The following is an 18,815-nucleotide window of genomic DNA, read 5'->3' as shown; positions in this document are numbered from 1 at the left end:
TAGTGTACTATTATACTGCTTTGTCGAAGTTTTTTACCCTTTTATTAATTTAAAAATATAATCAAGTTGACTATCCTTGCCTTTAATAAGATCCTCTACAGAAAATAGTATCGTGCGATCAGGAATTACACCAGAACCTTTGGGTAGGCTATTGTCTTTTACATAGTGAGTAATTCGTTCCATAGACATTACCATAATAATCTTAGCGTTAGGTAATTCATAATACACAGGAAACTGTCCGGTATGAGAGTAGTAACCACCACCTGTTTCTTCTCCAACCAAAAGAATATCTGGATCGTTTTTAGCTAATAAAGCAAGTGCCGATCCAGCAGAAAATGTAGTGCCACCTGCCAACATATACACCTTGCCCTTAAATCTATTTTTGTTAGGTACCATCATAGTCTCTAAATCATCAAAATCTAGTTTCCAGCCATCGTATTTTGGATGGTTATAAAACTTGTCTTTCAAGAATTCTTTTTCTCCATACGTTCTCGTAACATATGTACGTTCTGGGATTTCTAAAGAAGATACAAAAGAACTAGTCCGTTGTTTGTATAGTTTATCTGTGATAAAAGAGAAAAGATGTACTGAGTTGGGTCTAAAACCTCCATCATTATTTCTGATATCGATAACTAAATGTTTTATTTTCTTTTTCTTAATTTCTTTAAATAGTTTTGTTAATCGTGATTTAAACGCTCTAATATCTACGCCAAAAGAGTTAGCAACCAATACAGCTGTTTTTAGATCATCTCTATAGTAAACAAAAGGTTCTTTGGTATTAACATGCTTTGAAAAAAAAGCAACTTTATCTGTAGCATTATGATATTTAGAAAAATAAGAGTTACGGTTGATATTTCTGTGTTTGGAATTCACAAAAGATTCTGCAGCTAAGGTGATTGTCTTTTTACTGCCATTAGGTGTTATGTAATCAACTGTATATTCTTTTTGTACGCCATATTCGTACATATAGAATAGTCCGAATTTTAATTCAATGTCTCTATATTTTCTAGTAAGATTATATCCATCAGTGGGAGCATATTTTTTTAAGGCTTCTAAAATAGTTGTAGTCGGAGTATTATTGATAGTGGCTACTTTTGACCCAATCGGTATATCAAAATCATCCGTATCTATATAAAACTCTGCCTGTATAATTTTTAGTATTAGTGGAAAATAGTATTGTGTAGTGTTTAATGTGTTAGGAGCAAAAAGTAATAGATGACCATCTTTTATTTGATCAGTAATTTGTTGCATTTTTTTAAACAGTTCGATATCTGTAATATCTTCGGATAAAGATCCTTTTGTAGTACTTAGTATAGAATCTAGTGTTACTTGATCAATATATTCATAGAGTGCAGGATGTCCCTGTTTTAATATGTTTTCAAAGATTTTAAAATCTTCTTGCGCTTTTTCTGGTGTGAGTGTTTTTTGAGCAAAAAGTGAAGTAGATATAGTAATTAAAAATACAATGCACCAAATGCGATTCATGTGATAAATTTTGATATACAATTTTTAAAGACGTCACTTAAGAAAAAATGTGACAATTTCTCGTTTCCCTGAGGTGTAAAAATAAGAAATTACATACGAGCAATGATTATTTATAGATTAAAAAAAAACAGGTGTTTCGTTAGCACCTGTTTTTCTATATTGTATGTATAAAGTATATTAATTTAATTTTCGTAATTGTTTCTTTATTTTTCGAATTGCGGATTCGATAGACTTTTCTGGTTCAATTACATTATACTCTCCCCAGAATTGTGGGTCAGAGAAACCAGAGGCTTCATCACTAATTACTACAGATGATTTTAAACGATCTTTAGGCCGTAAATTTTCGTTCTCTGGATTCTTTTTCCAATCAGTAACCGCCATTTCTATATTTAGCTTATAGGTAGAGTTAAATAACTTCTTTTTCCAGTTTACCTTAAAAACTAAATCGATTTTACCGTATCCGTAGTACCACCTTCCATTCTTTTCTCTATAATTCATGTTATAAGTGGCAACGGTTGGGTATACTTTGGCTCTGGTAGGTTTTTTTCTAACAAATAATTTACTTGCTTCTTCTCGGTCATCCAACTTAAGACTGAAAACAGCTTTTGTTAATGCTAATGTTTCTGAATCTATATATAACTTTCCGTAGTAATAAAGATCCTTGATGTAAGGTCTTTGTTTAAACTTAAGAACATAAATATAGCGATCATTAATTTTAGTGGATTTATCAAAGCTGAATTCATAAATTTTCAATATATCCTCTGTGAACAAAAGGTCTGGGTTTTTCATTACATCAATGAATAAGGTACTTGATGGTCCACCTTGAAGCTTTAGTGTTAGTGTATCTAACTTTTTGTAATCAGCGCTTTTTCTGGCTTTGTATAGTTTAATAACATCATTTTTATCAGATGCATAAGGCTTTTTATATACATCTACAACCGCTTCGGAAAGCGAAACATACGTTCGTCTCCTTTTTATAGTTTCTCTGTAAAAAGCTGTCATAATTGTATTATCACTTTGATAATTAGCACCACGTTTTTTCATTACTGCTTTAATAAGAGCTTCTGGATCTCTAGGGTCAATATTTATTTCTGTAAGTTCTGTGATTGATGCAGATAGTTGGATTTTTGTTTTACTACCTTTTAGTGTGGACAGTGATACTATTTTGTCCTTATACCCCAAGAATGAAACAGTAATATTGGCACTGGCGTTACTTTTTGGAACTTTTAACAAAAATTCACCTTCGTTATTTGTAATCGTAGAAATGTTAGTTCCGTTAAGAGAAACTGTTGCAGAAACCAAAGGCTCATTATCGGTTTTGTCTACTACAAATCCTTTATATTCATTGTAGTTTGCTTCATTGGGGATGCCAGTGTCTTGAAAAAAGCTAAACGCTTGAAGACTATTAGAATACCCAATAATTAAAAATATACTAAGTAAAAAGGTAAAACCATTTTTACTTAAAAAAGTACTTTTTTTATTCATATCATATTCGTTCAGTTAATACTATAATTCTTAAATTTTTGAGGTAAAATGTAAAGTATACAATATACTAAATTTACGAGTGAATTTTAATGTACAATAGTTAAAAATGAGCTAATTATGAGTTTGTAGGTACTAGTTTTGTTAATTGCAAAGTGATAAATTTCAGTTAATTATCATTAAAAAAGGATTCGGTTAATGAGTGATTCTCTTGTTGAAAAAGAATATGAATAAATGTGTTAGTGATATCCACTATGATCACCAAACCAATTTTTGAGCTTTATATTTAATATCTCTGTAGTAAAAGGTTTGGTGATATAATCATCTAACCCTTTTGCAATAAATCGTTCTGCGTCTCCTGGTAATGCATTAGAAGTAATTGCGATCACTGGAGGTACTTTTTTATATCCTTGTCGGATTAGTTTGCAGGTTTCTACACCATCTAGTTCTGGCAAGTTGATATCCATAAGAATAAGATCGTATGTATCTTCTTCAAACATTTCTATTGCTTTTCTACCTGTTTTAGCAACATCAGCAGTACATCCCAAATATTTAAGTATTTGTTTAGAAACGATAATGTTTGTTTCTGAATCTTCTACTAGTAAAGCATGAAGATTAAATTTTTGATCATTACTTTTATCAAAAGCTTTCTCCGTAGATGGTATAACAGCGTTAGATATTTTTGTTTTAAAAGTGAACCAGAAGTTACTTCCTTTTCCGATTTCGCTTTGCACTCCTAGTTTACCATTCATTAGGTCGACTAACTTTTTGCTTATTGTTAATCCTAACCCAGTTCCTTCACCCACAAGAATAGCTTCATTATGTACTTGGCTAAATCTGTTAAATAATGATTTTTGGTCCTCTTTGCTTATACCAATTCCAGAATCTATAACTTCTATCTTAAAGGTTAATTCGTCATTTTTTTTAGAAACCAACGAAGACTTTACGGTAATGGTACCTTTATTGGTAAATTTAATAGCATTACCAATTAGATTAGAAATCACTTGTTTTAATCTATTATCATCGGCATAAATTTGTTCTGGTAATGTGTCCGGATATTCAGAAATTAAATCAATACCTTTCGCTTTGCTATTAGCAAGGAATAGGTCAATATTTTGATGTATTAATTTTTTAAGATTAATACCTTTTGGGGATAAAGAAAATTTTCCTGCTTCCATTTTGGATAAATCCAGAATTTGATTTAGAATATCTAATAAATTCTGTGAGGATTGGTGGATAGTACTTACATACTCCTTCTGTAAATCATCTAATTTTGTGTTCTTGAAAAGTAAATCAATCATACCAATAACTCCAACCATAGGAGTTCTGATTTCATGACTCATATTAGCTAAAAAATCTTGTTTAAATTTTGAGGCTTGAAGAATCTGCTTATTTGTACCTTTCAGTTTATCTAAATTACGCCCACCAAACATTGCAAAAAGCCCTAGAAATATGGGTGCAGTATCTATTATATAATGTATCGGGTGTGTTTTTTGTACAAATAGAATAGATTCCAATGAAAACTCTAAACCTAATTTAGAAATATCTATACTGGTAGCAACAATCGGGAACATTAGTCCGAATAACATTCCGTAAAAGGTATATTTTGCGGCTTCAGATTTTAACCATGATTTTTGACTCATAGATGGTTTTTTGACTACGATCTTACGTTAGTTAATGATCCGATAAGGTGATTTTGGGGCCTTACTGGGATATATGCTAAATATAGTGGTTTTTTTGTAAATGAATAATATCTACTTTTTCGATTACTAGCCGCCGATACTAATCATGCTTCTATTTTGAGAATGAAGTTCCGGGTTTTCTAGTTTATCAGGAGTATCCATTCCTCCTCGAGAAGCAAATTTATGCTTTAGAGCAGATTGTATTGTTGGAAGTATTGATTGATTATCCCTAAGTGGTTTTAATAAGGAAAACTCATTATTAGAAAATAAACAGTTTTTTAGTTTCCCATCTGCTGTAATGCGTATTCTATTACACGTATCGCAAAAAGGATTCGTAACAGAACTTATAATAGCAAAACTACCTAAATGCCCATCAATTTTATAATTTCTAGCAGTGTCATTAGGTGAGTCTGTTAATCTTTTCAGTTGCAACGGGAAAGTATAATGTACTTTGTCCAATATCTCTTGCTGTGTCACTAATTTATCCATATTCCATTGATTACCATCAAAAGGCATGAATTCAATAAATCGAATAGTAAGATTTTGATTCTTTGTTAGATTAATAAAATCAATGATTTCGTCTTCATTGAAATTTTTTATTAAAACAATATTTAGTTTAACATGAAAACCTTCCTTTTGAAAAAGTTGAATGGTATTCCAGACTTTATCGAATTCATTTCGGCGGGTAATCTTCTCAAACTTATCTTTATGCAGTGAGTCGATACTTATAGTAATTGTAGTAACATTGTTTTCTTTTAGTAATGGAAGAAAACGATCTGCTAATATCCCATTGGTAGTAATTCCAATCTCTACTGGGAGTGCGGCTAGATTTTCTAAAATTAAAGGGAAGTCTTTTCTTACCATTGGTTCTCCGCCGGTTAACCTAATCTTAGTAACACCAATATTAACAAATTCTTTTGCAATTGTATGGATTTCATCTGATGTCATTAGATGTTCTTTCGGTCTCAATGGTATTCCATTAGCAGGCATGCAATAGGTACATCTTAGATTACATTTTTCTGTCAAAGAAATTCTAAGATATGTGTGTTTTCGACCGAGATTATCTGTTAATATGTTCTGATTATTTATATCCACTTTCAATTAAGATTAGTTTCCATCGTGTTTAGCTCCTTTTAATATTCGAAAGGTATGCAATACAGCAGGGAAAATAGCTTCCATAGATTCTTTTGCTCCATTTGTTGATCCTGGTAATGCAAGTATTAATGATTCTCCAATCACACCGGCAACACTTCTAGAAAGCATAGCATATGGCATCCGATTTTGACCATAAGTTCGGATTGCTTCTTCTATTCCAGGAATTCTACGTTCTACTAAAGGAAGCAGTGCTTCTGGTGTTACATCCCGCGGTGATAATCCGGTACCACCAGTAAAAATGATAAGATCATTTTCTCTTAATTGCTTTACTTGCTGTTGTATTTCATTTATCTCGTCTGGGATTATTGTATATGTGCTAATAGTAACCCCACACTCTTCTAATTTTTCTATAATTGCTTTACCTGCTTTATCTTCTTTATGACCCTCAGAAATTGAGTCGGAACATACAACAACTCCGGCTTTAAAAGGCTCTCCGTTATCTTTGTAACTGGATTTTCCTCCTCGTTTTTTAAGCAATTTGATATGCCGGATTTCTACATTTTTGTCAACGGGCTTGAGCATATCATACATTGTGAGAGCTACTACAGATACTCCATGCATTGCTTCAACTTCTACACCTGTTTTATAAATGGTTTTTACCGTCATTTCTATAACAATTTCTAGATTATTAATTTTATAATCTATACTAGTGTATTCAATAGGTAAGGGATGACAATCAGGAATCATATCGCTGGTTCTTTTAACAGCAAATAAACCTGCAGTTTTAGCCATTTCAAAAACATCTCCTTTAGGAATACTTTTAGAGATAATGGCTTCTATAGTTTTGGAATTTCCGACTTTAACAATGGCTTGAGCTACTGCAGTACGAAGAGTATTATTTTTATGTGTGATGTCTACCATTCTTAATTATTTACTTTCCAAACATGGGTTTCGTCTTCAAAAATTTCTTTTCCAAATACAGGGACATCTTTTTTTATTTCTTCTACTAAAAACTCCAATGCTTCAAAAGCTGCTCTTCTATGCGGAGAAGATACAAATACAAAAAGACAAATTTCGCCAGCTTTTACTTTTCCTAAACTATGATAAATATGCATACAGGTAAGATCATATTTATCAAAAGTAGCTTCACGTATTTCGTGAAATTTTTCTTCGGCCATATCCTTATATGCAGAATATTCAATCGCTTGTACAGTATTACCTTCAATCTCATCTGCTCGTACTTGACCTAAAAAAATATCGTGAGCACCAATGGTTGTCTTAGTTTGATGTTTTTCGATAGAGTTTGCTATAAAACTTGGACGTATCGGTCCTTCTACAAAAACAGTTTTTCTTTTTTCCATGTATTACTTTTTTTAACCACCAGAAAACGGAGGTAATAATGCTATCTCACTTGTGGAGCTAAGTAGTGTATTATTTGACTTAATTTCTTTATCAATCGCAATTTTAAATGATAATCCTTGCAATTTTTGATATTTGTTTTTCAGTAAATTTTCTAATTGATCTACTTTGCTACCTTTTTCTAAAGAAATAATTTCTTCTTTGCAATTAGTAGCTTCAGCAATCATCCCGAAATATAAAATCTTTAATTCCATTGCGTTGCCTGTTTATATTGTTGCTGTGTATTTATGTTTTTTACGTACGGAGCTATAGTATCTTCTATAGGAATACTTTTTACTTTTAGTGTAGATAGTGTTTTTCTTAGGCTTAAACGTTTTTTATTAATACTTTCTAGAAAAGTATTAATAACAGATTCATTATATAACGTAATCAATGGAATATCTTGGAAAGTGATTATATCAAAATTAGGTTCATACGCTGAAATTAATTTATCTAGAACCATATGATTAACAAAAGGAACATCACAACTAAGTACTAAATTCTGTTTTGTTCTAGTATGTGTTAATCCAGTATAGATCCCTCCAACAGGTCCTAAATCAGGAATTATATCCGAAATACACGGATAACCAAAAATAGTATAAGCTGGATTATTAGTAATGATTAGAATTTTGTCTGTAATTGATTCTAGTGCCTTTAGAATATGAGCTATAAAAGGTTTTCCTTTGTGCAGTTTTAAACCTTTATCTTCTCCCATTCTACTACTCTTACCACCAGCTAGTATAATACCTGTTATGTCTAAACCTTTTAGAGAACTCATAATTGTAGCTCTTTTAGTTGTTGATCTAAGAAATCCCAGCAATTTTTATTTATGTTTTCGAATGCATTAATCATTTTTAGGCCGTATTCAGTTATTTCTGTACCACCACCACCGCTTCCCCCTGTATTTGTAATCACAACAGGAGTAGAAGCATTTTTATTAATGGAATCAACTAAATTCCAAGCTTTCTTATACGACATCCCAAGAGATTTTGCAGCTTTAGAGAGAGAACCTTCAGTTTTTATGGCTTTTAGAATTTTAATTCTTCCTTCGCCAAGAAAAACACCCTTCTCACCTTCGATCCATATCCTGCTTTTTATGTGGTACATGCTAGCCGTTGTTTCCTGCAAGATATAACGAAAAAAATAAAGAATACACTCTTTCAGAAATTTTTATGATTTATTCAAAATAGAAAGAGTTTGATAAGGTAAATTGAAATTATAGTTGTGTTCTTTTTTGAAAACATAAAATTAATCAGGTAACAAAATAGTTTCTACCAAAGAATCTTTATCAACTTTACTAATATTTTCTGGAATAAAAACTAAAGCATTTGCTACAGCATAGGAATATAACATGGCAGAACTTTGACCATCTAGAATTTCTACAGTTTCATTAGAAACTTTAGCTTTTAAAAACTGTGCCCGATCTCCTTTTTTGATAAAATCTTTTGTTAAAGATTTCATAGTCCTTTTAAGACCATCAGAAGAGGAATCACCCATTATTTTTTGAATAATAGTAATTACATAAATATAAAAGCAAGTAAGAGAGGATGCAGGATTACCGGGTAAAGCAAAAATGAATGTTTCCTTATTTTTTCCAAAAAACAATGGTTTACCAGGTTTTTGTTTGATTTTATAAAATAATTCTTCGGTGCCAAGTTCGGATAAAGCTTCTTTTACAAAATCATAATCACCTACAGAAATTCCTCCACTGATTAATACTAAATCATTGTTTTCAATAGCTTGCCTGATTGTTTCTTTTGTACTTTCATATTCATCCTGAACAATATATTTATTAATTTCTTTTATTTGAAATTGCTCTAGAACAGCTTGTAGTTGAACAGAATTACTTTCATAGATTTTTCCTTGTTGTAATTTTTGTCCAGGCGCTATTAATTCATTTCCAGTTGTTATTATCGCTACGCTTGGGGGAATAAAAACTTCCAAATCAGTAATCCCTAATCCTGCTAAAAATCCAATACCAGCAGGAGATATTTTTGTTCCTTTTTCTAATGCAATATCTCCTTTTTTTATCTGTTCTCCAGTGGCTCTAATATTTTGGTTTTGGTGTATTTCTTCATTTATGGTAATAGTGTTTTCTGATCTTATTACCTTTTCTTGTATTACTATAGTATTTGCATTATCAGGAACTCTTGCACCTGTAAAAATGCGAACTCCTTGTCCTGGCAATAATGAATAATCATCTGCATCACCTGCTTTTACTTCACCAATAATTTGATAGGTGTTTTTATCATGAAGTAACAAGGCGTATCCATCCATCGCTGATTGACGGAATGGTGGCATATCTATGGGAGTGGGAATATTTTTGCTAAGCCTTAATCCATTAGTATCTTTTAATAAAACGGTTTTTGTTTTAGGAGTATAAAGTACTTCAGAGATTATGGACAATGCTTTTGATACAGAAATCATTTTAAAATTATTTTATATCAAAAATATTGCTTTGTTTGGAGGTAACCTAAATTTTATAACGCATAAAAAAAGCACGGCAATAAATACCGTGCTATCATAAAACCTTACTTTTTATGATTGATTTAACCTTTAAAAACGATTTTTTTTAGTTTGTAACCTTCAATTTTGATGAAGTATGTTTTTGGATCTCTATAATTATGAATGTAATCATCAATTATACCGTGATCTAATAATCTACCTGTTAGTGTATAAAGACTATAGTTAAGACCTTGGGGAACTTCTTTAATGTCTTTAAATGTTTCTAAACCAGTACTCTGTTGACAAGTTGAATCCGCTAGAAATCTATCGATAAAGGTAACTCGTCCTTTTTTCTCTCCTTCTAAAGTAACTGTTGCTGATTCGTCTACGTCAAGAATTCCGCTTCCAGAAATATCTCCTAATATAATTAAGCACGCATTTCTGATTTTAATTCTTGCACCGTTTTCGATATGTAAACTTTCTGTTATAAAAATAACACCTTCTTCGGTATTCTCGTCTAAACCATTAATTATGGTGTTCTCAGTCACTGACATTAATTTATAAGAAATGTCAATTTTTACATTCGCAAATGCAACACTTGCGAAAAGTAATGTTAATAGGGGTAATAATTTTTTCATAAGGTTCAGTTTTTGGGTTAAACTGCAATTAAAAAAGTAAGTCTTTTCTTACCAATCAAGTGTTTTAATCGTTGTAAAACACATAATCAACGACAAGATACAACTTTTTATGTTAAAACCGTAATTTTTCGCATTTAAATATTGATTTTATTACCATAGATTTTGCAAAAATTCTCATTTAACCCATAAACACTGGTGTTTAGACAAATGTTAAATTTTAAAGGTTTATTAACAAATTGATTTCCAATTTATTGCTTTTAGTGATTTTCGCTGTAAAATGATAGACCCCGTTTTTTTTAAGTTTATTTTTAAATATTAGTATATGATTTAAGGATATTTAATTTTAAATTTGATTATAATGATGATCAAACTATTATTATTTTCCCAAGGCTTTAATATTTGGTTTAAAAACCTACTAAGAGAACTTTCTAATAATATAATCAGTCTTTTTTTTATTGGGTCTGTTTATTTAGCTTTATGGCACTTTCCGCAGACAGTAGATTTATTATTAATTCTAAATCAAGCAGATGCTTTTTTACTAGAAGTTCCATTATATTTTACGCTACTTATTATTGCTGCATTTTTAATTTGGAACGCTCCTAAGTATTTTTATTTTCACAATTATAAAGACATTACTCTTACTAATCTCATAGGGTTTATTCCTAATCAACATTATAAATTTCAGGATAGAAGTGAATCTGCTAGTTATGCTTACATGACTAGAATTCATATGAGAAAAACATTACCAAGAATTTTAGCAATTTTATTATTAGCCATATCTGCATTGAGTATTCTTAATGCAATGGAGTTATTTGGTTTAGAAAACACATATACGGAATTTTTAAATCCTACAAATACATTAGTCTTGATTGTTTTTTTGCTATTGTTATTGTCTGAACCTAAACTATACAAGGTGCTAAAGGATTTTCTAAATCGAAGTGCTAAAACTAAAGTTTTTATTTTTATAGTTTCTATTGGATTAATGATTTTAATTATATCATTGGGAACACTAAATACTCAGACAGAGAAAGATTTAGGGAATCTTTTTCTTTCTAATAGTGCATTGGTACTGTTGTTTTTTACTTTGTCATTTAATAGTTATAAGTTCTTAAAGCATTTTCCTAAAAAGTTCTTTTATACTTTTATTCTAATGTCTGGGTTCATTATGTTAATGACATTTCTATTATTTAATTTTTATCCTAGTCTGGTAACCGGAATAAATCCATTATCCGTTTTAATTCTTTCGCTTTTAAGTCTTTTCATGATTTGTTTTATATTGATTTTGATCGGGAAAAAAATACGCCTTCCTTTATTATCAATTGTAACGGTCTTTTGTATTTTCTCTGCCAAGTTTTTTTCAGACACTTCGGATCATTATCAACTTAATTTGATGGAAACAAATGTTGATAGACCTTCATTAGATACTTATATATATTATTGGTTAAAGAGTAGGGAGAACATCATTAATGATAGTGAAACTACTTTTCCAATTATTATGGTTTCTGCTGAAGGAGGAGGGTCGAGAGCGGGACTTTGGGCTTTTTTAGTACATAGTTATTTATATGAAAACACAAAAGGGGATTATTTTGAAAAACATTTACTTTCATTAACAGGAGCCTCTGGCGGTGGTGTTGGTAATTCCATGTTTTTTGCAGAAGCTAGAAATACCAGTTTAGAAGGAAAAAAATCAAGCTTTAAAATTGATGAGAATGCTCATAAACCTATTGTAAAGTATAAAGCTAGTGGTATTTACAAGGAAAATTATTTATCGGTAGCATTGTTGTCTTTATTAGGACGCGATTTATTTAAGGAAGTCACTAGTTTATTTAAATTTAAAAATAGAGGGCAATTATTAGAAGAACATTGGAACCAAGCTCATGAAAAATACTTTTTAGATTCTAAAGGTAGGAGTATTATAAATAAAGAGTTTCTATCTTTTTACGATAATATTTTTACCGGTGATACCATGGATTTGATTTCTCAAAAAATACCACCTTTATTGTTTGTCAATACTACACATACGCAAACAGGAAATTATAATATTATTAGCCCAGTAGAATACTCTCAAGTAAAAGAATTCACGGGAATGAATGATTTTTTAAGTACTATACAATCTAGTTATCCTAATAATTCCATTGCACTTTCGACTGCGATGAGGATTAATGCAAGCTTTCCATTTATTACTCCTGTTGGAGAAGTTAGGAATAGGACACAAAAGGATATATTCATTTCTGATCAATATGCAGATGCAGGATATTATGATAATATTGGAGGGAGAGTATCTATTGGTGTTGAAGAAGTGCTTAAGAAAGTATTAAATGATTCTTTTCCTTTGTTGAGAAAGAAAGTGAAAATTAAACAGTTGATTATCACTAATGAAGAAGAACTAAAAATAGCGAAAACAAGCACCCAACTTTCAGCCCCATTAACAACTCTTAAAAATGTTAGATATGGTCATACAAAAGAGGTTATGGAAAAATTGGGAGATGATTATGTAATTAGTTTAAAACAAACAGAAATTATGCCTTTCTCCATTAATTTGTTAACAAGAGATATTAATAAAGAAGAACTTTTTATAAGGCCAGTACTGCCGCTAGGGAGATATTTATCTACCGTAGCAATTAGGTCTATGGAAGCTAGATTAGATTCAGTAAAAGTGGATTTGGATTTAATTACACAATAAGCAAGTCAATTGTCGTTTTTTTTTGTACATTTGTCAATGTAAAAAATTCTTTTGGTTATGAGCGCAGTATCACCGTTAGATTATGATGGTTTAGAAAGTAAAGGGTTATTGAGGTACCTAAATATTGATATTCCTTTGCACAATGTTTATGATTTTATTGAACTATCTCGTAATGGTATTGATAAGCGAGCATTATTACATCTTGCTAAAACGATAGATTTTGATTTGAGTGAGTTGGCCCATGTGTTGCATTTGTCGGAGCGCACGATACAGCGTTATGAGCTCAATAAAAAGTTAAGTACCGAAGCAAGTTCAAAAGCTTTGCAATTGGCAAAACTTTATGCGAGGGGAGAGAATATTTTTGGAGACTTAGATCGTTTTAAACGGTGGATGGAACATCCAAATGTTGCGTTAGCAACTAAAAAACCCAAAGAACTTCTTGATACCACTTTTGGATTTCAGTTATTAAACGAAGAGTTAATTCGTATAGAGCATGGAATTTTTGCATAATGTTGGTATATAGAATTGCTAAACAAAAGTATATAAAAGACCTTACCGGTATTGGAGCTAAAACCGTTGGAGGCAGATGGAACCCAAAAGGGGTTGCTGTCCTATATACAAGTACTACTGCGGCTCTTTCTGTTTTGGAAGTTCTAGCACATTTACCAGCTGCATATTTTCCGGATGATATGGCTATAGCCACCATCGAACTACCGGATGATAGAATTTCTACAATAGATATTAAAGAATTACCAAAAGATTGGAATAAAATACCACCTTCTACAGGAATTCAACATTTTGCTTTAAATTGGATATCGGAAAATATAAATTTAGGATTAAAAGTTCCCAGTATTATAGTACCAAGAGAGCAGAATCTTCTTATTAATCCATTACATCCAGATTTTAATTTGGTAAAGCTAATAGAGATTGAACCTTTTAGTTTTGATACACGACTACTTAAATAATTTCCTGTATTTAATTTTTAAAACCAATATTTACAGACTTAATTCTAAAAAATAATGATCATTATTAATGATGTTTTGTAGCTAATTTTTTGTTAATAAGATAATGTAACTTACGGTTTAAGCATTGTTTTTCAACGGTTTAATGGTTTTGTTTTTGTTTTTGATTAGTTAAATTTTTAAAAAGAGCTTCCTGTATTTTTACAATTTGCCTAACTTGCAAGATTGGATATGAGTAACGAATCCTCAATTTTTACGTCTTATTCCAAAGAACTAAACTTAATTTATTAATAAAATGAATACAAAAATGAGAAAAGTGTATTTTTTGGCTGCATTCGTCATTGCATTTGTCAGTTGCAAGAATGAAACCAAAAAAGAGGAAGAAAAGGAAACCGAGGCTGTGGCCGAAGTTGAAAAAGTTCCAGGTATCGTTTTGGACAATATGGACCCCACCGTTAGTCCAAAGGAAGATTTTTATAACTTCGTTAATGGTAGTTGGATGAAGAATACAGAAATTCCGGAAGATAGAACTAGCTGGGGTGGTTTTGGTGTATTAAGAAAATCTACGGATAATGATGTTTTAGAAATCTTGGCTAAAGCAAAAAAGAGTGGAAAATATAGTGCAGATACTGATCAAGCTAAGGCTTTAGCAATTTTCGATACTAAATTAGATACTACAGCTAGAAATGCTGCAGGAGTAAAACCACTTCAACCAGCATTAGATGCTATTGCGTCTATTAATAATCTAGAAGATCTTCAAACAGTATTGGCAAAAAACCCTTCAGTTTCTTCACCTTTTATTGGATTGGGAGTACAGGCAGATCTTAATAATAGTGCTATGAATGCAGTATATCTTGGTCAAAATGGCCTTGGTTTGCCAGATAGAGATTATTATTTAGATCAGGACTCAAAATCAAAAGAAATTCGCGAAGAGTATAAAAAGCATATTGTAAGAATGCTTGGGATGTTAGGAGATACTGAGGCTGATGCAAAAATTGCGGCAGATAAGATCCTAAAGATGGAAACTCAACTTGCAGAACCAAGACTAAATAAAGAAGAGAGTAGAGACGCTCGTAATTATAATAATCCAAGAACGCTTGCAGAAGCGGATAAAATGTTGTCAACTTTGGATTTAAATAAAATGATCTCGGATCTTGGTGTAACTAAAAAATTCGATACTATTATAGTTGCTCATTTGAGATATACAAAGTCTTTAGATGGTTTTTTTAAAAATACACCTATAGAAGATATCAAAACACTTGTAAGATGGGATACCTTTAATAGCGCTACAGGTCTTTTATCAACTGATATAGAAAAAGCAAACTGGGAATTTTACAGTAAATATTTAAGAGGTCAGAAAGAGCAAAGACCGGCTGATGAGCGTGCTTTAGCAACTGTTAATGGAACAGTAGGAGAAGCATTAGGTCAGTTATATGTTGACGAAAAGTTTCCGCCTGAAGCAAAAGAAAAGGCAGAAAAAATGATTGCTAATGTTATCACAGCTTTTAAGGCTAGAATTGAGCGATTGGATTGGATGAGTGATACCACAAAGGTAAAGGCAATAGAAAAACTTGATAAATTTACAGTTAAGATTGGATATCCAGATAAGTGGGAAGATTATTCTAAGATGACAGTTTCTGCGGATAAATCTTATTTTGATAATATGGCAGCTGTTAGCAAATGGGCTCAGGATAGACAATTTGATGATATTGGAGAACCAGTAGATAAAACTAAATGGGGAATGTCTCCACAAACCGTTAATGCTTATTTTAATCCTCTTAATAACGAGATTGTTTTTCCTGCGGCAATATTACAACCTCCATTTTATAACTATACTGCTGATGAAGCTGTAAATTATGGAGGGATTGGAGCTGTTATTGGTCATGAAATTTCTCATGCTTTTGATGATTCTGGTGCTCGTTTTGATGCAGATGGAAATTTATCTAATTGGTGGACAGAAGATGATCTTAAGAAATTTACCGAAAGAGGTGATGCTCTTGCTGAACAATATAGCGCAATCGAAGTGTTAGATAGTGTATATATCAATGGTAAGTTTACTCTTGGAGAGAATATAGGAGATCTTGGAGGTGTATTGGGAGCTTATGATGGATTACAGATGCATTTAGCAGAAAATGGGCGACCTGAGGATATTGATGGATTTACTCCAGAACAACGATTTTTTATGTCTTGGGCTACTGTTTGGAGAACGAAGGTTAGAGAAGATGCGTTAAGAACGCAAATTAAGACAGATCCACATTCTCCTGGAACTACTAGAGCAATTCAACCATTGTTAAATGTTCAAGCATTTTATGATGCTTTCGATATTAAACAAGGAGATAAAATGTATTTAGAGCCGGAGAAGAGAGTGAATATTTGGTAAACAAATAAAAATAAATGAAAAGCCCTGATGATATCAGGGCTTTTTTTATTGAAGATTTTTAATTTTCTTTTATTTCATTCATTAAAAGAAATGCATCATTTACATATTCTTTTTCTAAAAAAAGAGTGAAGTAATTAGAAGTCGATATAATTTCAAAAACTGGAATTCCTTCATATGCTAAAAGCTTAAATATATAGAAATATAATCCAATCGATCTAGAACTATCATCAGGAAGAGCAATAGACATAGAAGATAAATCATCTTTGACGGATATACATGTTTCATCCTTAAAATGATCTTCAACCACTGACTTAAGGGATGAAGAAACAAGTATATTACTTTCTTGGAAATTACTAGAATATGTGAAATAGGTTTTTGATTTATCTTTCACAGTATTTAATAGATTAGATTGACTGGTAAGAATTGTATTAGAGTTTAGAAAAGCATATTCTGTAATTCCTGACCTTACCACAATATCGCCTAAGCTTCCAAGATTTTCTGAATGTTTAATTCTTTTAGGATGATATCTTCGTAAAGCCATTACAATGGAACCTGACTTTACGGGTTTTCTCATTTCTTTTTCTACTTGCGGCAATAGATCGGTAGCGAGTGAACTAAAATTAATAATATCTCGTGATAGTGCGTCTTCCAAAAATGGCTGATGCCTCAGTATATTGTGAACACAATCTGTAATAGTTTTCATTCTGTTAGATATTTAACATATTGTGCAAATATATACTTTTTTTATCAAAATATTTATTCTTTATGCTCTATTGTCTAATTATGCATTGTAAAAAATAAAAATTGCTATGAAGATTTTAAAGTTTGGAGGAACATCTGTTGGGTCTGTAGAGAATTTGTATAAAGTTAAGGATATACTTATAAGTGATAATGACCAAAAGATCGTTGTATGTTCTGCGATGTCTGGAGTTACTGATCAGTTGGTAAATTTAGTAGCATATATAAAACTAAAAGATGCAGAAGGTATTACTAGAAATCTTCATAGATTAGAGAATAAACATTTAGAGGTAGTTGATACCTTAGTAGATGACTTAATGCTAAAAAATAGTCTTAAGGATGGAATTTCTTCAATGATAACAGAAATGTTAGAGTTGTCTAACCAGGAATATACAGAAGTGTTAAATGCTAGGGTTCTTACTTTTGGTGAGACATTGTTAACCTATATTTTCTCGAACTTTTTGAGTACTATTGGAGTTACCAATCAATTAATTTCGGCAAAGGATTTTATGTGTGTTGATAATGTGGATAATCCAAATATTAAAAAGGTCTCTCAGAAATTAAATGAAGTTCTGGAAAGCAATGAAACTTCTAATATATATATAACGCAGGGATTTGTTTGTAGAGATCATTTACATCAAATTAGTACGCTTAAAAGAGGAGGTAGCGATTATACCGCTACTATTATAGGTGCTGCACTAAATGCCAGTGAGATTCAAATATGGACAGATATCGATGGGTTACATAATAATGATCCTAGATATGTAGAAGGTACAAACCCAATTGCTCATCTTACATATAATGAAGCTGCGGAATTAGCATATTTTGGAGCTAAAATTTTACATCCACAAACAGTTTCTCCAGTTGTAGATAAAGATATTCCTGTACTATTAAAAAATACGTTCGATCCTAAGGCAGCTGGAACAGTAATTTCTAATAAAACATATAGAAAAGGATTAAAAGCCATTTCTGCGAAAGATGGAATAACAGCCATTAAAATTAAATCAAATAGAATGTTGATGGCACACGGATATCTTAGAAGGATTTTCGAAGTTTTTGATAATTATCATACATCCATTGATATGATTACTACATCAGAAATAGCAATTTCTTTAACGATTGATGATGTTACTCACATTGATGAAATAGTAAAAGAAATAGAGGGGTATGCAGAGGTTACGGTTGAACAGAATCATAGTATTATTTGTATTGTTGGAGAATCTGTAATTAACGATAAAAATTCTCATAAACTTTTTGAAATCCTTAATTATATACCTGTTAGAATGATTTCTTATGGCGGGAGTAATAATAATATATCTATTCTTGTAGAAACTAAAGATAAAATACCTACCCTTAGGTTTTTAAATGAGAGGTTGTTTCTTTCTCATCAGGAAGCAGTTCTCTAAATTGTTTGTTATGTAATATGATGAGTCTTAAGTAAAAGGAAAAACGCAGTATTTGTATTGTTTTTTCAAGACAATAAAATTTTACTTTTATAAAGATTATTATTTTTTTATTTAATCCCAACAATTAACCAGGTTGGGATTTTTTTAATAAATATAGGGTAGAAAGATAATTAGCTGTTTTATATATAAACCAATAAACTTAAACCACTTCCAATGTTAAAGAGAATCGTAGAAAAATATCGTCTAGAAATTGTTTTGTTTGTTTTTTATTCGGTTGTTACCTTTACTTTTATTAAGTTGTTTTTATTTTAAAGTAATTCGTATCAACGCATTAATTTTAATAGGGCTGATTATTTTCTGTTTTTTTGTTGGTTGTAAGTTTCTATATTTTGGGTAGTAAAATTTCTTACGACTACTAATT

17 protein-coding genes are annotated in these 18,815 nt (G+C 31.1%); 5 read left to right on the top strand and 12 right to left on the bottom strand.

The features are described 5' to 3' along the window. Positions 1–33: 33 nt before the first annotated feature. The 11 genes from D1815_RS09090 to D1815_RS09040 all read right to left on the bottom strand — a co-directional run bounded on the left by D1815_RS09090 (position 34) and on the right by D1815_RS09040 (position 10,225). Positions 34–1,485, bottom strand: coding sequence for a S41 family peptidase (locus D1815_RS09090; RefSeq protein WP_118386689.1), 1,452 nt, complete (start codon positions 1,483–1,485; stop codon positions 34–36). Positions 1,486–1,662: 177 nt separating this feature from the next. Further along, positions 1,663–2,970, bottom strand: coding sequence for a carboxypeptidase-like regulatory domain-containing protein (locus D1815_RS09085; protein WP_118386688.1), 1,308 nt, complete (start codon positions 2,968–2,970; stop codon positions 1,663–1,665). A gap of 236 nt (positions 2,971–3,206) precedes the next feature. Beyond that, positions 3,207–4,610, bottom strand: a complete 1,404-nt coding sequence (locus D1815_RS09080; RefSeq protein ID WP_118386687.1) for an ATP-binding protein — start codon at positions 4,608–4,610, stop codon at positions 3,207–3,209. Positions 4,611–4,736: 126 nt separating this feature from the next. After that, positions 4,737–5,744 carry a GTP 3',8-cyclase MoaA gene (moaA, locus tag D1815_RS09075; protein WP_118389938.1) on the bottom strand — a complete coding sequence of 336 codons (1,008 nt, stop codon included), beginning with the start codon at positions 5,742–5,744 and terminating at the stop codon, positions 4,737–4,739. 12 nt (positions 5,745–5,756) lie between these two features. Then, a complete protein-coding gene (moaCB, locus tag D1815_RS09070) occupies positions 5,757–6,665 on the bottom strand; it encodes a bifunctional molybdenum cofactor biosynthesis protein MoaC/MoaB (RefSeq protein ID WP_027393886.1) in 909 nt (302 codons plus the stop codon). Between the two features lie 2 nt (positions 6,666–6,667). Next, positions 6,668–7,105: a molybdenum cofactor biosynthesis protein MoaE gene (locus D1815_RS09065; RefSeq protein WP_027393885.1), complete on the bottom strand. Its 438-nt coding sequence runs from the start codon at positions 7,103–7,105 to the stop codon at positions 6,668–6,670. Between the two features lie 12 nt (positions 7,106–7,117). Beyond that, on the bottom strand, positions 7,118–7,357 hold the full coding sequence (locus D1815_RS09060; RefSeq protein WP_118386686.1) for a MoaD/ThiS family protein: 240 nt from the start codon (positions 7,355–7,357) through the stop codon (positions 7,118–7,120). Beyond that, complete coding sequence (locus D1815_RS09055; protein ID WP_118386685.1) at positions 7,348–7,920, bottom strand: molybdenum cofactor guanylyltransferase; 573 nt, start codon at positions 7,918–7,920, stop codon at positions 7,348–7,350. Before D1815_RS09055 ends, D1815_RS09060 begins: the two co-directional genes overlap by 10 nt. Beyond that, the gene (locus D1815_RS09050; RefSeq protein WP_027393882.1) at positions 7,917–8,249 is read right to left on the bottom strand and encodes a winged helix-turn-helix domain-containing protein; all 333 of its coding nucleotides are present in this window, start codon (positions 8,247–8,249) and stop codon (positions 7,917–7,919) included. Before D1815_RS09050 ends, D1815_RS09055 begins: the two co-directional genes overlap by 4 nt. A gap of 141 nt (positions 8,250–8,390) precedes the next feature. Next, a complete protein-coding gene (gene glp, locus D1815_RS09045) occupies positions 8,391–9,569 on the bottom strand; it encodes a gephyrin-like molybdotransferase Glp (protein WP_118386684.1) in 1,179 nt (392 codons plus the stop codon). A 122-nt stretch (positions 9,570–9,691) separates the two neighbouring features. Continuing rightward, the gene (locus D1815_RS09040; protein ID WP_027393880.1) at positions 9,692–10,225 is read right to left on the bottom strand and encodes a hypothetical protein; all 534 of its coding nucleotides are present in this window, start codon (positions 10,223–10,225) and stop codon (positions 9,692–9,694) included. Between the two features lie 358 nt (positions 10,226–10,583). On the opposite strand from D1815_RS09040, the gene D1815_RS09035 reads away from it, so the two are divergent. The 4 genes from D1815_RS09035 (at position 10,584) to D1815_RS09020 (ending at position 16,250) form a co-directional block, all read left to right on the top strand. Continuing rightward, entirely contained in the window at positions 10,584–12,908 is a 2,325-nt protein-coding gene (locus D1815_RS09035; protein WP_118386683.1) for a hypothetical protein, read from the top strand. Between the two features lie 57 nt (positions 12,909–12,965). Continuing rightward, positions 12,966–13,418, top strand: a complete 453-nt coding sequence (locus tag D1815_RS09030; protein WP_027393878.1) for an antitoxin Xre/MbcA/ParS toxin-binding domain-containing protein — start codon at positions 12,966–12,968, stop codon at positions 13,416–13,418. Beyond that, the gene (locus D1815_RS09025) at positions 13,418–13,873 is read left to right on the top strand and encodes an RES family NAD+ phosphorylase (protein WP_027393877.1); all 456 of its coding nucleotides are present in this window, start codon (positions 13,418–13,420) and stop codon (positions 13,871–13,873) included. Before D1815_RS09030 ends, D1815_RS09025 begins: the two co-directional genes overlap by 1 nt. Positions 13,874–14,177: 304 nt before the next feature. Continuing rightward, positions 14,178–16,250, top strand: a complete 2,073-nt coding sequence (locus D1815_RS09020) for a M13 family metallopeptidase (protein ID WP_118389936.1) — start codon at positions 14,178–14,180, stop codon at positions 16,248–16,250. A gap of 58 nt (positions 16,251–16,308) precedes the next feature. Here D1815_RS09020 and D1815_RS09015 read toward each other — a convergent pair whose 3' ends face one another. Then, complete coding sequence (locus D1815_RS09015; RefSeq protein WP_027393875.1) at positions 16,309–16,953, bottom strand: hypothetical protein; 645 nt, start codon at positions 16,951–16,953, stop codon at positions 16,309–16,311. A gap of 106 nt (positions 16,954–17,059) precedes the next feature. On the opposite strand from D1815_RS09015, the gene D1815_RS09010 reads away from it, so the two are divergent. Continuing rightward, positions 17,060–18,394: an aspartate kinase gene (locus D1815_RS09010; protein ID WP_027393874.1), complete on the top strand. Its 1,335-nt coding sequence runs from the start codon at positions 17,060–17,062 to the stop codon at positions 18,392–18,394. The last annotated feature ends 421 nt before the right edge of the window (positions 18,395–18,815 follow it).

The sequence above is a fragment of the Aquimarina sp. AD1 genome, assembly GCF_003443695.1.
Taxonomy (GTDB): domain Bacteria; phylum Bacteroidota; class Bacteroidia; order Flavobacteriales; family Flavobacteriaceae; genus Aquimarina; species Aquimarina latercula.
The sequence above is the reverse complement of the archived record's forward strand: the minus strand, read 5'-3'. Positions and strand labels throughout refer to the sequence as shown.

Coding starts and splice junctions, on each gene's coding strand:
- D1815_RS09090 (WP_118386689.1), bottom strand. CDS start 1,485: ATGAATCGCATTTGGTGCATTGTATTTTTAATTACTATATCTACTTCA.
- D1815_RS09085 (WP_118386688.1), bottom strand. CDS start 2,970: ATGAATAAAAAAAGTACTTTTTTAAGTAAAAATGGTTTTACCTTTTTA.
- D1815_RS09080 (WP_118386687.1), bottom strand. CDS start 4,610: ATGAGTCAAAAATCATGGTTAAAATCTGAAGCCGCAAAATATACCTTT.
- moaCB (WP_027393886.1), bottom strand. CDS start 6,665: ATGGTAGACATCACACATAAAAATAATACTCTTCGTACTGCAGTAGCT.
- D1815_RS09065 (WP_027393885.1), bottom strand. CDS start 7,105: ATGGAAAAAAGAAAAACTGTTTTTGTAGAAGGACCGATACGTCCAAGT.
- D1815_RS09060 (WP_118386686.1), bottom strand. CDS start 7,357: ATGGAATTAAAGATTTTATATTTCGGGATGATTGCTGAAGCTACTAAT.
- D1815_RS09055 (WP_118386685.1), bottom strand. CDS start 7,920: ATGAGTTCTCTAAAAGGTTTAGACATAACAGGTATTATACTAGCTGGT.
- D1815_RS09050 (WP_027393882.1), bottom strand. CDS start 8,249: ATGTACCACATAAAAAGCAGGATATGGATCGAAGGTGAGAAGGGTGTT.
- glp (WP_118386684.1), bottom strand. CDS start 9,569: ATGATTTCTGTATCAAAAGCATTGTCCATAATCTCTGAAGTACTTTAT.
- D1815_RS09040 (WP_027393880.1), bottom strand. CDS start 10,225: ATGAAAAAATTATTACCCCTATTAACATTACTTTTCGCAAGTGTTGCA.
- D1815_RS09035 (WP_118386683.1), top strand. CDS start 10,584: ATGATGATCAAACTATTATTATTTTCCCAAGGCTTTAATATTTGGTTT.
- D1815_RS09030 (WP_027393878.1), top strand. CDS start 12,966: ATGAGCGCAGTATCACCGTTAGATTATGATGGTTTAGAAAGTAAAGGG.
- D1815_RS09025 (WP_027393877.1), top strand. CDS start 13,418: ATGTTGGTATATAGAATTGCTAAACAAAAGTATATAAAAGACCTTACC.
- D1815_RS09020 (WP_118389936.1), top strand. CDS start 14,178: ATGAGAAAAGTGTATTTTTTGGCTGCATTCGTCATTGCATTTGTCAGT.
- D1815_RS09015 (WP_027393875.1), bottom strand. CDS start 16,953: ATGAAAACTATTACAGATTGTGTTCACAATATACTGAGGCATCAGCCA.
- D1815_RS09010 (WP_027393874.1), top strand. CDS start 17,060: ATGAAGATTTTAAAGTTTGGAGGAACATCTGTTGGGTCTGTAGAGAAT.